We start from the raw sequence: 14,573 nt of genomic DNA on the forward strand, positions 1-14,573 counted from the left end.
TCCGAGGATCCTCACCGCTGCGGGGCGATTCGTCTCCGGAGCGCGTGAACCACTGCCGCAATCGGTGCATCCAACCCTGTGACAGAACGACTTCGCGGGGGAAAGGACAGTCCATGCGCGACAGGATCCTCATCGGTGCGGCGCTCGGCCTCACACTCGTCGCCGGCTGTACCCCGTCGACCGACCGGATCGGCGGAGACGCCGCGCCGGCCGGCTCCCCCTCTGCGAGCGCCAGCCCCGTCCCCTCCGCGTCGAGCGTTGCGGTGACCGGAAGCCCGGCGCCAAGCGAATCCGCCAACGGAACCGCCCGGCCGACCGCGTCGGCCACCCGTGCCCGCGGATCGGGCGCTCCACCGACCGGGATCCGGGGGACCGACTGGCGCAACGTGGTCATCAGCGGCCTGGCCTTCTGCGGGGAGTCCGACACCGTCCGGTTCCGCAACGGGTCGAACGGCCTCGACGTGCCGTGCACGATCCTGCCGAGGGGCGCCCAGCCGGTGTACGCCGAGTTCGTGGTCGAGGAGCCGGCGATCGCGCCCTCGACCGAGGACGCGCTCGTGCTGGTGGAGCTGGGCAACCCCGGCGCGTGGCGACGGCAGGCCCTGGTGCCCGTTCAGCTCTCGTACAACGGCCGGGACCGGTACGCGCGGCCGGTCATCCGGGGAGACGCCCCCTCCGGTGGCAAGGTCATGACGTTCACCTCGTACCGGGTGGTGGGGCAGGACGTGGAGGCCACCGTCCGTAGGCTCGACGGCGGCACCGAGACCCGGCGGTGGCGCAAGGTCGACTTCGACGGCAACTGGGAGCGGGTCTAGCCTTGCGCGATCACCGCCCCGTCCACGCGCAGCGTGTCGAGGATCTGATCGGTACGGTCGGGCCCGTCCGTCTGCTTGACCTGGACGTACACGCCGAAGGAGCCCTCGGGGGCGACCAGGGTGACCTCGCTGAAGGACGTCGTGGCCCCGCCGCATCGCGTCCAACGGCCGACGCTGCCGCGCAGGGCACCGACCGTGACCGTGCGGTCGGGCTCACGCGTGCAGCCGCTGTGGTCGGGCAACGTCGGCGTGCCGGCAGTGCCTGCTGTGCCCGCGGTCCCGGCGAGCGACCGGCTCGTTCCGACGAAGACCCCGGACGTCCGGCTGTCCACGTCGGGCCAGAGCACGAGATCCGGCCCGACGAGCAGACCCGGGCCACGGCCGCCGGGCAGGCCGATCACGCCGGGGTTCCAGCCGCCGTCGCGCAACTGTCGGGCCCACCCGTCGGGTACGGCGACCGACAGCGCCCCAGTCGCGTCGTCCACCCGCGTCCAGCCGAGTGGTGCGGCCGCGACTGGCGACGAACCCGCCACGACAAGCGTCACCGCCGCGGTGCCGACGGCGGTGACGAACCGGCGTACCCGCCGCAGCGTCGGGCGGGCCACGGCCGGTCGGCCAGCGAGCAGACCCTCCAGCGCCGAGGCGTACGCGGTCGCGGACGGCCAGCGGCGGCCTGGATCGCGGTGCAGGGCCCGGCGCACCACGCGCTCGACCGCGGCGGGCGTGCGACGCGCCACCGTGGCGGTCTGACCCGGCGGCGACCCGGTCAGCATGTGGTGCGTCAGGGCGCCGATCCCGTACACGTCGGCCCGTGCGTCCAGGCCACCACCGCCGACGCGCTGCTCGGGCGCCATGTAACCAGGCGTGCCGGCGACAAGCGTGAAGCCGGAGGCGTGCGCGAGTGTCTTCGCCAACCCCAGGTCGGCGACCAGCACCCGACTGCCACGTCGGGCGCTGTCGAAGAGGACGTTCGAGGGCTTGAGGTCGCGGTGCAGCACACCGTTGTCGTGCAGGACCGCCACGGCGCGGGCGATGTCGACGGCGATGCGCAGCGCCTCATCGACCGGCAGCGGGCCGTCGGCGAGACGGTCGGCGAGCGTGCCGCCACCGGCGTACGTCATCACCAGGTACGGCCGGCCGTCGGGCAGCTCGCCGACGTCCAGCACCCGGACGAGGTGGTCGGAGTCGACCTGCCGCATGAACCGGGCCTCCTGGCGGAAGCGCGCCCGGATGTCGGCGCGCTGTGACCAGTTGTCGGCGAGCACCTTGACGGCGACGGGTGAGCGCAGCTCGTCGTCGTACGCCAGCCAGACGGTGGCGAACGCACCGGTGCCGACGGAGTGCGCGACGCGGTATCGGCCGATCTGCGGCGGGATGGACACGGCCGTATTATCCAGCGACAACGCGCACGGCTGGGGGGCGTCGGTGACGGACGGATCGGGCACCGAGGAACTGGCACTCCGGGCCGCGTCCGGCGACGCGGCGGCGCTCGACCAACTGCTGCAGGCGATCGGGCCACGGGTGTTGGAGCAGTGCGGTCGGTTCCTGCCGTGCCGGCAGGACGCGGAGGAGGCGGCCCAGGACGCGCTGGTGCAGGTCGCGAGGCACATCGAGCGGTTCGAGGGCCGGTCGCTCTTCTCGACCTGGTTGTACGCGGTGGTCGCCAACTGTGCCCGGCAGACGTACCGCTCGCTGCGGCGGCGCGCCGCCGAGCAGCCCAGCGAGCTGCTGCCCGTCGAGGTTCCCGATCCCCGCACGACAAGTGTCATCGCCGGCTCCCGTCTGGACCTGCTCGACGCGCTGGACCGACTGGAGGCGCACCGACCGGAGTTGGTGACGGCACTGGTGCTCCGCGATCTGTGCCAACTGGACTATCAGGAGATCGCCGGTCAGTTGGGCATCCCGGTCGGCACCCTCAAGTCGCGGATCCATCACGCCCGCCGGCACGTCCGGCAGTCGCTGGAGGGCTGAACCCCCACACCGACGGGCGTTCCTCGCCATGGCCGGCGACAGTCGGGCAGCCCGGTCAGGCCGGATGCTCAATGAGCCTCCTCGGGTGCCCGCCGCGCTGCGCCGGGACGCCGCCCGGGTGGTGGGCGGCGCCCAACTCAGTCGTCCACGGTCGGGTCTGCGCGGCAGGTGCCCGCCACCGGGCCACCCGTGCCCCCGGCTCGCCAGGCTTCCCGGCGCCGGACCCGGCGGCCTGCGCCTCGCTCGCCTCGCCGCCGGCCGGCGCGATGCCCAACTCCCGCATCCGCTCGACGTACGTGCGGTAGCGCCGCTGCGCCTCGCCGTGCCGTCCGGCCGCGCGCAGCACCTGCACCAACTCCAGGTGGGCGTCCTCGTCGTACGGGTCCCGGTGCACCAGCCGCATCAGGTAGACCAGCTTCTGGTCGGTGTCCGAGGCGTGCTGGGCCAGGGCCCGCAGCACGCTGGTGTGGGCGACCTGCGCCTCCTCTCGCAGCGGCTGCGCCCAGTCCTCGTACGGGTCGTCGGCGAGGAAGTCCCCGCCGTACAGCTCGTCGGCGCGGACCAGCGCACGTGCCGTGTCCGGGTGGCCGCCCCGCAGGGCGACCTGCGCCTCCTCGGCGGCGGTCAGGAACGTCTCGACGTCCACGTCGATCACGTCCAGGTCGATCGCCACCGATCCCCGGTCGGCCAGCACCGCCCCCCGACCGCTGGTGCGGCGGCCGGTGCCCAGCACCCGGCGCAACGTGGACAGCAGCACCGACAGCCGGTTCGCGGTACGCGACGGCGACTCGTCGGGCCAGAGCAGCTCCATCAGCCGGGCACGGGGCACGGCACGTCCCCGGTGCGCGACGAGGATCTTCAGCAGGTCCCGGGCCTTCTTGGACTGCCACTCCCCGTACGGGACGACGACGCCGGCCCGGAACACCCGGAAGTCGCCGAGGGTGTGGATGACCACCGCCGGTACGCGCAGCGTGATCGCGGTGAGCCCGTCGGCGACGCCCGGGTCCAGGCGTACCCCGCAGCGGCGTAGCTTCTGCTCCGCGCCCTCGGCGCCGCGGCGGGCCTGCCGCCCCTGCAACCGCGCGGCGATGAGCGCGACGGTGGCCTCCTCGGCCGGGTCGCCCAGTTCCCGGCAGAGCGCGGCGGCGTCGTCGAGCAGCCCGGCGGACGCGCGCGGGTCGTCGGCCGCGAGCACGGTGAGCTGGAGCGCCTCGACGAGGGTGGCGCGTCGCCGCCCGACGGTCGCGCCGGTGCGGGCCTCGGCGGCGTCGAAGTGGGCGGCGGCGGTGTCACCCCGCAGCAGCGCCACCCAGCCGCGAGCCAGCAGGGCGTACGGCCGTTCGGGCTCCCGGGCCATGGTGACCGCCCGCTCGGCCAGTTCCTGCGCGGCGCACAGGTCGTCGGCGGCGCGGATCCGCGCCAGCTCCGCCAGTACCCAGGCCGATGAGACGATGCGGGGCTGACCGCTGCCCACCGCGGCCAGGGCGCTCTCCAGCGCCTGCCGGGCCTGCCGCGGCTCCCGCCGGCGGCGGTGCACCATCCCGAGGGCGGCCAGCGAGATCGCCTCGTCGGCGGCGACTCCCGCCAGTTCCCGCAGGCGTTGACCGGCGGCACCGTCGGCGAGCGCCTCCTCCAACCGGCCGAGCTGACACTTCGCCACGGCGGCGAGGGTCAGCGCGTACGGCTCGTAGCCGGTGTCGCCTGCCACCTCGGTCAGTCGAACGGCCGCCTCGGCGTGCCGTAGCGCGTCGGCGGCGTCGCCGGCCCACAGCAGATGGCCGGCCAGATCCAGGTGGACCATCAACCGGAACAGGCCGGCATCCGCGCGACGCAGCCCGTCGGTCGCCTCCGCACGCCCGAGGGTCGCCGCCGGGTCGCCGGTGGCGGCGGCGAGCAGCACGACCATCCGGGCGTACGCCTGGTGGGCCGACGGGACGCCGCACGCGTGGGCGGCACGCGCGGCCTCCTCGACGTCGGCGCTGGCCCGCTCGATGTCGTCGTCGAGCAGGTGGTGTACCGCCGCGTGGCAGTACATCTGCACGGCGTGCGGGCCGGTCGCGCCGATCGGTGCGGTCGCCAGACGGGCCGCGGCCAGGTGCGGTTCCCCGGCGAGGTGGTGCCGCAGCGCCGCGCGCCAGATCTCCGCGACCGGGGCGTCGGCCGGGTCGGGTGTCGCGGCGAACAGGTCGGGCTGGGTGGCGAGCCACAGGTGTGCGGCCGCGCGGTCACCGGCGGTGGCGAGGTGACGCAGCGCCCGCCCCGGGTCACCACCCGTACGGTGTTGTTCTGCGAACGATGCCTCGCCTCCACCTTCGCTGCGAGCCGGCGTCGACGGGCGCCAGGCATGGTTGACATTGTCTCCGGACATGCACCGCTCCTGTGTTCTCTCGTGGAGGCTCAGGCGAGCGAAGAGACAACCGGGCACTACGAGTCGTCGCCCCCGGCGTGGCTTCCCCCCGGGCACGATCATTGTCTTCATCGAGCGGCATCGCCATAACCAAAAGAGTCGGTGTACTTACTGACTGCAATGCGCTATCGGCATAAAGGCGCACTCAGGTTTCCCTCAGACCGCCGCAACGGCACCCGAACGGCCCCTACAAGCAACTGGCACGGGCGCGGTCCAGACTTCCCGGCATTGCGTGTCACCCGCCGATCGGAGCTGAGATCCGATGACCGAACAGACAGTTTTCCCTGGCCTTTCCGCCTTCTGGGAACGACAGCTCGCGGCCCCTCCGGAGCCGCCGGACCTGCCCTTCGCGCCGACGACCGACCCGGCCGTCGACGCCCGTGTCGAGCTGCCGGGCGACTCGGTGGAGCCGCAGGTCAGCGCGTTGGCCGGCCTGTTCGCGCTGCTGCGCCGCTGGACCGGCGGCCGGGACCTGCTCGCCGAGACACCGGCCGCGCCGGTCGGCTCGGGGCGCTGGCTGCCCGTGCGGGTCCGGATGCCCGACGATCCCACGTGGACCGAGCTGCGGGACCTGGTCCGAACGGCTCTGCGCGAGGCCCGGGAGCACGACGCGGAATTGCCCGAAACGGTTCCCCACTATCGGCCAGTGGTATCGATCAGTCCCGATCCTGCACTTCCCGGTTATCGGGGTGCGGTGCGGCTGCTGATCGACGACGCGAGCGAACGGCCCGCGGCCACGGTGAGCCACCACCCGCACGCGACGGCGATCGCGGCGGCGCTCGGCGTACTCCTCGCCCGGGCGCGGGAGAGCCCGCAGGCGCGCCTGTCCGACCTGCCGCTGCTCGACCCGGAGTTCGAGCGGCTGGTGCTTGTCGACTGGAACGCCACCGACACCGACTATCCGCGCGGAAAGTCGGTGCCGGACCTGTTCGCCACGTGGGTTCGGCAGACCCCGGACGCGCCCGCGCTGCGCGCCCGCGACCGGGTCCTCGCCTACCGGGAGGTGGACCGGCGCGCCAACCACCTGGCGGTGCGCCTGCGTGGGCTGGGCATCGGCGCCGAGACGCTCGTCGGTATCTGCCTCGCCGACACCACCGACTGGGTGATCGCCGCGCTGGCGACGCTCAAGGTCGGAGCCGCGTACCTGCCGCTGGACCCCGGATACCCGCCGGAGCGGCTGGCGCTGATGTGCCGCGACGCCACACCGGGGGCGATCGTGCACACCGCCGCGCTTGCCGACCGGCTCCCGGCCGACGACACGCCCCGGCTCGTCGTGGACCGGCTCCCGGCCGACGACGGCCCGGCGGACCCGCCGGCGGTGACCATCCACCCCGACCAGCTCGCGTACGTCATGTACACGTCGGGCTCCACCGGCCGCCCCAAGGGCACCGGCGTCAGCCACCGCAACATCGTCCGGCTGGTCCGCGACACCAACTTCGTCGACGTACGTCCCGACGACGTGATGGGCCAGGCCGCGACCATGTCGTTCGACGCGGCGACCCTGGAGATCTGGGGCGCCCTGCTCAACGGCGCCTGCCTGGCGGACCTGGACATCAACGACGTGCTCGTGCCGGACCGGCTGCGCGCCCGGCTGCGCGACACAGGCGTCACGATGATGTTCCTGGCCACCTCGGTGGCTCGCCAGGTGGCGGCCGACGCGCCGGACGCCCTGGCCGCGTTGCGCTACCTGACGTTCGGCGGCGAGCAGGCCGACCGGACGGCCGTGGACCGGCTCCGGGCGGCCTGCCCGGACACGACGCTCGTCAACGGGTACGGCCCGACCGAGGCCACCACCTACACCACCACGTACGACTGCGCCCGCCTCACCGCCGCGGACCCGATCGTGCCGATCGGCGGCCCGGTCGCCAACACCCGGGTGTACGTGCTGGACCGGCTCCTGCAACCGGTGCCGCCCGGCGTGCTCGGTGAGCTGTTCATCGGCGGGGACGGGGTGGCCCGCGGCTACCTCGGTCGTCCCGACGCGACAGCCGAGAGGTTCGTGCCCGATCCGTTCGGACCGCGCACCGGGGGTCGGCTCTACCGCACCGGCGACGTGGTCCGGCAACGCTCGGACGGGTTGATCGAGTTCGTCGGCCGCTCCGACCACCAGGTCAAGATCCGCGGGTACCGGGTCGAGCCGGGCGAGGTGACCGAGGCGCTGCGCGGTGGCGGGCTGCTGCGCGACGCGATCGTGCGGGCCGACCGTGACGCCGCAGGTGACGCGAGGCTTGTCGCGTACGTCGTGCCCGACGACGGGGCGCGCGTCGAGGCGATCCGGGAACGGGCCCGCGAGCAACTGCCCGACCACCTGGTGCCGGCCGTGTTCGTGGTGCTGCCGCGGCTGCCGCTCAACCGCAACGGCAAGGTGGACGTCGCCGCGCTGCCCCCACCCGACGCCGCCGCCACGGGCGACGACGACGCGCCGCAGACACCTACCGAGCGGGCGGTGGCCGAGATCTGGCAGGACGTCCTCGGCGTGCCCGTGCGCCGCCGCGTCGACGATTTCTTCGACCTCGGCGGACGGTCCCTGAAGGCGACCCGGGTCCGCTCCCGGCTCGCCGCCGCGATCGGCGCGGAGGTGCCGCTGCGGCTGATCTTCGACCACCCGACAGTGGCCGGGTTGGCCGCCGCCGCCGACGAGATCAGCGGGACGCCTGTCGAGCCCATTGACGCGGCCACGCCGGTCGCGCTGGACGGGCCGCCACCCGGCGACCTCGCCGGCCTGCTCGACCAGCTCGAACAGGGGATCGCCCGATGACAGACGCCCTCACGCCCGAACGGTTACGCCAGCGCGTGGACGCCCTGCCGCCCGAGCGGAGGCGGGCGTTCCTCGCCGCGATCCGCGCCGACAGCGACCGGTACGGCCTCCACCCGCTCACCGCCGCGCAGGAGTGGATGCTGCTGCTGGCGCAGCTCCGCCCGGACAGCCCGGCCTACCACGTGCCGTACCGCGTGGACCTGCGCGGCGACCTGGACCTGGCCGCGTTGCGCGGCGCGCTCGACGAGGTCGTGGCGCGGCACGAGGCGCTGCGTACGGTGTTCGTGCCGCTGGACGGGCAGTCGTACCAGCTGGTCCTCCCGCCGACCGGCCTGCCGCTGGCCGTCGAGGACGTCGCGCCGGAGCGGATCGACGAGTACGCCGCCGCCGAGGCGGTACGCCCGTTCGACCTGGCCCGGGGACCGCTGGTGCGGGCCACCCTGTGCCGCACCGGCCCGAGCGACTTCTCGCTGCTGCTCTCCCTGCACCACGTGGTCTGCGACGGCTGGAGCATGGGCCTGCTGTTCGAGGAGCTGTCGACGGCGTACGCGGCCCTGCTCCAGGGGCGGTCTCCGACGCTGCCGCCGGTACCCCGGGACGTGCCCGCCGCGCTGGCCCAGGACCGACTGCTCGGCCCGGCCGAGCTGGCCCGACGCCTGGACTGGTGGCGCGACGCGCTTACCGGCGCGCCGCCGGGGCTCGACCTGCCCACCGACCGGCCCCGCCCGGCCGAGCTGGAGGACGCCGGCCACGAGATCGAGTTCTCCTGGCCGCCCGAGCTGGCCGACCGGGTCGCCGAGGCGGGCCGCCGCACCGGCGCGACGCCGTACATGATCTTCGCGGCGGCCTGGGCGGCGTTGCTGCACCGCCGCAGCCAGCAGCCGGACCTGCTGATCGCCACGCCGGTGGCGAACCGGCAGACGCTCGACAGCGAGACCGCTGTCGGCTTCTTCGTCAACACGCTGGTTCTGCGCAGCCGGGTCGACGGTGGACTGACCTTCGCCGCGCTGCTGGACCGGCTGCGGGACTCCGCGCTGACCGCGCTCACCGACCCGGTGCCGTTCGACGCCCTGGTGCAGGAGCTGCGCCCGGTTCGCGACCCCGGCCGTCACCCGCTCGCCCAGGTGATGTTCGCCGTCGAGGACGGCTGGGAGCAGCGACTGACCCTGCCCGGGGTGAGTGTGCTGGCCAGCGGCGAGACGCACACCGGCACGTCCATGTTCGACCTGACGCTCACAGTCATCCCGCAGGACTGCCGCATCGACGGACGGATCGAGTACCGGACGCGGCTCTTCGACGAGTCCACCGCCCGCGCGCTCGCCGACCAGCTCGACACGCTGCTCACCGCCGCGCTCGCCGCCCCGGACACCCCAGTGGACCGGCTGCCGCTGCTCGACGCCGCCGCCGGCCGGGAGTTGGTCGCCCGCTGGGCCGCCACCGCGCCCGCGCCGCAGGGTCAGCCGAGCCTGACCGAACTGGTCGCCCGCCAGGCCGTGACGGCACCGGAGACGGTCGCCCTGGCGTACCGTGATCAGACCCTGACCTACCGGGAGCTGGACGCCCGGGCCGGCCACCTGGCCCGGACCCTCGCCGCGCGGGGCGTGCGGGCCGAGACGACAGTCGGGGTCTGCCTGCCTGCCGGCCCGGAGTGGGTGGTCACGTTCCTCGCCGTACTCCGGGCGGGTGGGGTCTACCTGCCCCTGGACCCGCAGTTGCCGGCGGCCCGGCTGGCGCACCTGCTCGCCGACTCCGCCGCCGCGCTTGTGGTCACCACCGCCGACGCGGAGTTGGCGTTGCCCACCACAGGCGTGCCGCTGCTGCGCCTCGACGAGCAGCCACCGCCCGTCGACACCCCGCTCCCGGCGACGATCCACCCCGACGCCGCCGCCTACCTCATCTACACGTCCGGCTCGACCGGGCTGCCCAAGGGCGTCGTCGGCACCCACCGGGGGTTGGCCAACCTCGCCGCGGCGCAGTCCCGGCTGGTCGGCGTCCGGGCCGACGACCGGGTCCTGCAGTTCCACTCGATCAGCTTCGACGTGGCGCTGTCCGATGTGGTCACAGCGCTCACGGCGGGCGCCACGTTGCGCCTGCTCGGCCCGGACGAGCGCACCCCCGGCCCCGACCTGGCCGCCGCGCTCACCCGGCACCGCGTTACGGTGGCCGACCTGCCGCCGGTGGTCCTCGACGCGCTGGATCCCGCCGCCGTGCCCGACCTGCGGATCCTCACCGTCGGAGGGGAACCCTGCGCGCCGGATGTCGCCGCCGCCTGGTCGCGCCACCGGATCCTGATCAACGGGTACGGCCCTACCGAGGCCACGGTCACCGCCACCGCCGCCCGCTGCACGCCCGTCGACGTCGAGCTTCCGATCGGCTGGCCGCTGACCGGGGTGCGCGCCTACGTGCTCGACACCGAGCTGCGGCCGGTGCCGCCCGGGGTGCCCGGCGAGCTGCACCTCGGCGGCGCAGGTGTGGCACGTGGCTACCACGGCGACCCCGCGCTCACCGCCTGTCGGTTCCTTCCCGACCCGTACGCGCCGACGCCGGGGGAGCGGATGTACGCCACCGGCGACCTGGTTCGCTGGCGTGCCGACGGGCAGGTGGTCTTCCTCGGCCGGGCGGACAACCAAGTGAAGATCAACGGCTATCGGATCGAGCTGGGCGAGGTGGAGGCCCAACTGCGGCAGTGTCCGGGGGTGCGCCGCGCCGCCGCCGTGGTGCGCACCGACGCGCCCGGCGGTCGACGACTGGTCGGCTACCTCGTCGGCGACGGGTTGTCGATCGACGAACTGCGCCAGAGCCTGCTGCGGCGGTTGCCGCGCTATCTCGTGCCGAGCGCCTTCGTGGTGGTCCCCGACCTGCCGGTGACGGCTAGCGGCAAGCTCGACCCGTCCCGGCTGCCCGCCCCCACCGTGGCCCGCGCCGACCTCGGCGCCGCGTACGTGGCACCGAACGGCGTCGTCGAACGGGCCATCGCCGACACCTGGCGACAGGTGCTCGGGGTCGATGACGTCGGCGCGGACGACAACTTCTTCGACCTGGGCGGCACGTCACTGCTGCTGGCGCGGGTGCAGACCCGGCTCACCGAACGGCTGGGCCGCGCGGTGCCGGCCGTCGAGCTGTTCCGCTACCCGACGATCGCGCTGCTGGCCCGGTTCCTCGACGGCGGCGACGCGGAAGTGCCGACGGCCCGGCCGACCGGGGACCCGGCCACCGGCCGGCGACGAGACGAACGCAAGCAGGCACTTGCCGACCGGGCCCGCCGGGCCCGCCCGGTGCCGGCGGGGGAGGGACGAGCGTGACCGACCAGGAGACCGGACTGGAGATCGCCATCGTCGGGATGGCCGGCCGCTTTCCCGGGGCCGCCGACGTCGACGAACTGTGGCAGCGGATCCTCGCCGGACAGGAGACCATCACCCGGTTCACCGACGCGGAGTTGGCGGCCGCCGGCCTCACCGTGCAGGAAAGGCGGCACCCCGACCTCGTGCCGGCACACGGCGCGCTGCCGGACCTCGACAGGTTCGACGCCGGCTTCTTCGGCTACTCGCCTCGCGACGCCCGGCTGCTCGACCCGCAACAACGCCTCTTCCTGCAGACCGCGTGGGCCGCCCTGGAACGCGCCGGCCACCTCGCCGGGAACCCCGACCGCCTCGTCGGGGTGTATGCCGCAGCAGCGGCCAGCGGGTACCTCCTGCACCACCTGTTCCGCAACCCGCGGCTCGGCTCGGTCTCCGAGTACGAGCTGATGCTCGCCAACGACAAGGACTCGCTGCCCACCCGGGTGGCGTACCACCTGGACCTGCGCGGCCCCGCCGTGGCGGTGCAGACGGCCTGCTCCTCGTCGCTCGTCGCCGTGCACCTGGCCGCGCAGGCGCTGCTCGCCCGGGAGTGCGACGTCGCCCTCGCCGGCGCCGCGCACGTCCTGCTGCCCACCGGCACCGGCTACCGCCACGAGGCAGGCGGCATCATGTCCCGCGACGGGCACTGCCGCCCCTTCGACGTGCGCGCCACCGGAACGGTGGGAGGCGACGGGGCAGCCGCGGTCGTCCTGCGCCGGCTGGCGGACGCCCGCGACGACGGCGACACGGTGTACGCGGTGATCCGCGGCTCCGCGATCAACAACGACGGCCGGCTGAAGGTCGGCTTCACCGCGCCAGGCGTGGACGGTCAGGTCGCCGCGATCCGGGCCGCACAGGAGGTGGCCGAGGTCGACCCCGCCACGATCGGCTACGTCGAGGCGCACGGCACCGGCACCGAGCTGGGCGACCAGATCGAGCTGCGCGCCCTGGCCGAGGCGTTCCGGGGCGCCGACCAGGGTCGGTGCGCGATCGGCTCGGTCAAGTCGATAGTCGGTCACCTCGACGTCGCCGCCGGAGTGACCGGGCTGATCAAGGCCGCGCTGGCGCTGCACCACCGCGTGGTGCCGCCCAGCCCGTACTGCACCCAACCGCACCCCGAGCTGGCCGGCGACGGGCCGTTCCGGGTGCCCACCACGTCGCAGCCCTGGCCCGACCTGGGCACGCCGCCCCGGGCGGCGGTCAGCTCCTTCGGCATCGGCGGCACCAACGCCCACGTCGTGCTCCAGGCCGCCGAACCGGCGGATCACGTCCCCGCCGACGACGGATCCGCACAGCTGCTGGTGCTCTCCGCCCGGGACGCCGACGCGCTCGACCGGGCCCGCGCCCAGCTCGCCACCCACCTGGGCGAGCACCCCGACGTGCCACTGGCCGACGTCGCGTACACCCTGGCCCGCACCCGACGGGAGTTCGGCCACCGGCTCGTCACCGTCGCCCGCGACGCCACGACCGCCGCCGCCCAGCTCGCCGACCGCGACTCGGCGCTCGTCCGCACCGGCGTCGCCAGCGGTACGCCGACCGGGGTGGCGCTGCTCTTTCCCGGCCAGGGCGCGCAGTACGCCGGGATGGGCCGCACCCTCTACCGCACCGAACCGGTCTACCGGGCGGCCTTCGACAGCTGCGCCGACCTGCTGCGTCCACACCTCCACGTGGACCTGCGCGCACTGCTCTGCCCACCCGGCGACGCCGTTCCCGCCGCACCCGAACTGGACGAGACCCGGTTCACCCAGCCGGCCCTGTTCGCCGTCGAGTACGCGGTCGCCGAACTGCTGCGCCACCACGGCGTACGCCCGGCCGCGCTGGCGGGACACAGCCTCGGCGAGTACGTGGCCGCCTGCCTGGCCGGTGTCTTCACCCTGCCCGACGCGCTCGCCACGGTCGCCGTTCGCGGCCGGCTCATGCAGGCGCAGGCCCCCGGGTCGATGCTCTCGGTGGCCCTCGGCGTCGACGAGGTGACGGCGCTGCTGCCCGCCGGCGTGGAGGTGGCAGCCGCCAACGCGCCGCACCTCACCACCGTCTCCGGCGCGACAGCCGCCGTCGCCGCGCTCGCCGCCGAACTGCGCGGACGCGGGGTGGCCTGCCGGGAGGTTCGCACCTCCCACGCGTTCCACTCGGCCCTGATGGACCCGGCCCTGGCCGGCTTCGCCGCGCATCTGCGCGAGGTGCCGCTGCGCCCGCCCACAGTGCCGATCGTGTCCAACGTGACCGGTCGCTGGCTCACCGACGACGAGGCCACCGACCCCGACTACTGGGTGCGGCAGCTGCGCCGGCCGGTCAACTTCACCGCCGCCGCCGACCTGCTGCTCGCCGAGCGGTACGCGCTGCTGGAGGCCGGCCCGGGACGCACCCTGGCCACCCTCGTCCGACAGCACGACGCCGCACGCGGGGTGCCGGTGCTGACCAGCCTGCCCGCCGCTCGCACCCCGGCCGGTGAGGACGACGCCGTCGCCCTGGCCGTCGGTCGACTCTGGCTCGCCGGGGCGCCGGTGCGCCGGCCGGACGGGCGCGCCGACGGGCGACGGCGCGTGCCCCTGCCCACGTACCCGTTCGCCCGCGAGCGGCACTGGGTCGACGTGTACCGGCCGGGATCCGTCGCCCCTGCCGAGGTCACACCGGCCGCCGCGCTACCGCCACCGGTCCCGGCGGAACCGGTGGCGGCCTCGACGACGAGCGCGCCGAGCGACGAGCCGTACGAGGTGGTGCGCCGCATCTGGGTGGCGCTGCTCGGCGTCGACGAGATCGGCCCCGACGACGACTTCTTCGAGCTGGGCGGGCACTCGCTGCTCGGCACCCGGGTGGTGGCGCGACTGCGCGACGCGCTCGGTGTCGACCTGCCGCCCGCCGCGATCTTCGAGTCACCCACCCCCGCAGCGCTGGCCCGTACCGTCGCCGCGTTGGCGGGGCCGGCTCCCGCCGTACCCCCGGCGGTTCTGCCGCCCACGGACGGCGACCTCACCGACCTGCTTGCGGAGATCCGGGCGTTGTCCCCGGAGAGTCTCGCCCGCGAGCTGCACCTGGCCCGACACGAGGAAGGCAACTCCGATGGCTGACGAACACCGCGTGGTGGTAAACGACGAGGAGCAGTACGCCCTGTGGCCCCGGCACAAGGAGGTGCCGGACGGTTGGCGGGATGCCGGCTGCGCCGGTAGCCGCCAGGAGTGCCTGGACTTCGTGACGCGCACCTGGACCGACATGCGTCCCCGCAGCGTCCGCGAACACCTCGTCGCCGGCTGAGCGGTCGGTCACCGGCCCGCTGAGTGACGTCG

General features: G+C 74.4%; 8 protein-coding genes. 6 read left to right on the top strand and 2 right to left on the bottom strand.

Going from position 1 to position 14,573, the window contains the following annotated elements:
• The first annotated feature begins 113 nt into the window (after nucleotides 1-113).
• Entirely contained in the window at nucleotides 114-815 is a 702-nt protein-coding gene (locus ACLQ26_RS22970; RefSeq protein ID WP_425746386.1) for a hypothetical protein, read from the top strand.
• Here the strand turns inward: ACLQ26_RS22970 and ACLQ26_RS22975 are convergent.
• Nucleotides 812-2,197, bottom strand: coding sequence for a serine/threonine-protein kinase (locus ACLQ26_RS22975; protein WP_425746387.1), 1,386 nt, complete (start codon nucleotides 2,195-2,197; stop codon nucleotides 812-814). The two genes, ACLQ26_RS22970 and ACLQ26_RS22975, sit on opposite strands and share 4 nt — an antisense overlap.
• A gap of 43 nt (nucleotides 2,198-2,240) precedes the next feature.
• Here ACLQ26_RS22975 and ACLQ26_RS22980 point away from each other — a divergent pair, with 43 nt between their 5' ends.
• Complete coding sequence (locus ACLQ26_RS22980; RefSeq protein WP_425746388.1) at nucleotides 2,241-2,786, top strand: RNA polymerase sigma factor; 546 nt, start codon at nucleotides 2,241-2,243, stop codon at nucleotides 2,784-2,786.
• Nucleotides 2,787-2,841: 55 nt separating this feature from the next.
• On the opposite strand, the gene ACLQ26_RS22985 is transcribed toward ACLQ26_RS22980, so the two are convergent.
• Nucleotides 2,842-5,154: a BTAD domain-containing putative transcriptional regulator gene (locus ACLQ26_RS22985; protein ID WP_425746389.1), complete on the bottom strand. Its 2,313-nt coding sequence runs from the start codon at nucleotides 5,152-5,154 to the stop codon at nucleotides 2,842-2,844.
• Between the two features lie 301 nt (nucleotides 5,155-5,455).
• Here ACLQ26_RS22985 and ACLQ26_RS22990 point away from each other — a divergent pair, with 301 nt between their 5' ends.
• Genes ACLQ26_RS22990 through ACLQ26_RS23005 form a run of 4 tightly spaced genes read left to right on the top strand, consistent with a single transcriptional unit; the run spans nucleotide 5,456 to nucleotide 14,541 of the window.
• Nucleotides 5,456-7,951: a non-ribosomal peptide synthetase gene (locus ACLQ26_RS22990; RefSeq protein ID WP_425746390.1), complete on the top strand. Its 2,496-nt coding sequence runs from the start codon at nucleotides 5,456-5,458 to the stop codon at nucleotides 7,949-7,951.
• Nucleotides 7,948-11,253 (top strand): amino acid adenylation domain-containing protein, encoded by a 3,306-nt coding sequence (locus ACLQ26_RS22995; RefSeq protein ID WP_425746391.1) that lies wholly within the window; start codon nucleotides 7,948-7,950, stop codon nucleotides 11,251-11,253. Before ACLQ26_RS22990 ends, ACLQ26_RS22995 begins: the two co-directional genes overlap by 4 nt.
• Nucleotides 11,250-14,357 carry a type I polyketide synthase gene (locus ACLQ26_RS23000; RefSeq protein WP_425746392.1) on the top strand — a complete coding sequence of 1,036 codons (3,108 nt, stop codon included), beginning with the start codon at nucleotides 11,250-11,252 and terminating at the stop codon, nucleotides 14,355-14,357. Before ACLQ26_RS22995 ends, ACLQ26_RS23000 begins: the two co-directional genes overlap by 4 nt.
• Nucleotides 14,350-14,541, top strand: coding sequence for an MbtH family protein (locus ACLQ26_RS23005; protein WP_425746393.1), 192 nt, complete (start codon nucleotides 14,350-14,352; stop codon nucleotides 14,539-14,541). Before ACLQ26_RS23000 ends, ACLQ26_RS23005 begins: the two co-directional genes overlap by 8 nt.
• The last annotated feature ends 32 nt before the right edge of the window (nucleotides 14,542-14,573 follow it).

It is taken from the genome of Micromonospora sp. DT43, assembly GCF_049841645.1.
Lineage (GTDB): Bacteria > Actinomycetota > Actinomycetes > Mycobacteriales > Micromonosporaceae > Micromonospora.

What these genes read in the sequence shown, in the direction of transcription:
- ACLQ26_RS22970 (WP_425746386.1), top strand. Translation starts at nt 114, where the DNA reads ATGCGCGACAGGATCCTCATCGGTGCGGCGCTCGGCCTCACACTCGTC.
- ACLQ26_RS22985 (WP_425746389.1), bottom strand. Translation starts at nt 5,154, where the DNA reads ATGTCCGGAGACAATGTCAACCATGCCTGGCGCCCGTCGACGCCGGCT.
- ACLQ26_RS22990 (WP_425746390.1), top strand. Translation starts at nt 5,456, where the DNA reads ATGACCGAACAGACAGTTTTCCCTGGCCTTTCCGCCTTCTGGGAACGA.
- ACLQ26_RS22995 (WP_425746391.1), top strand. Translation starts at nt 7,948, where the DNA reads ATGACAGACGCCCTCACGCCCGAACGGTTACGCCAGCGCGTGGACGCC.
- ACLQ26_RS23005 (WP_425746393.1), top strand. Translation starts at nt 14,350, where the DNA reads ATGGCTGACGAACACCGCGTGGTGGTAAACGACGAGGAGCAGTACGCC.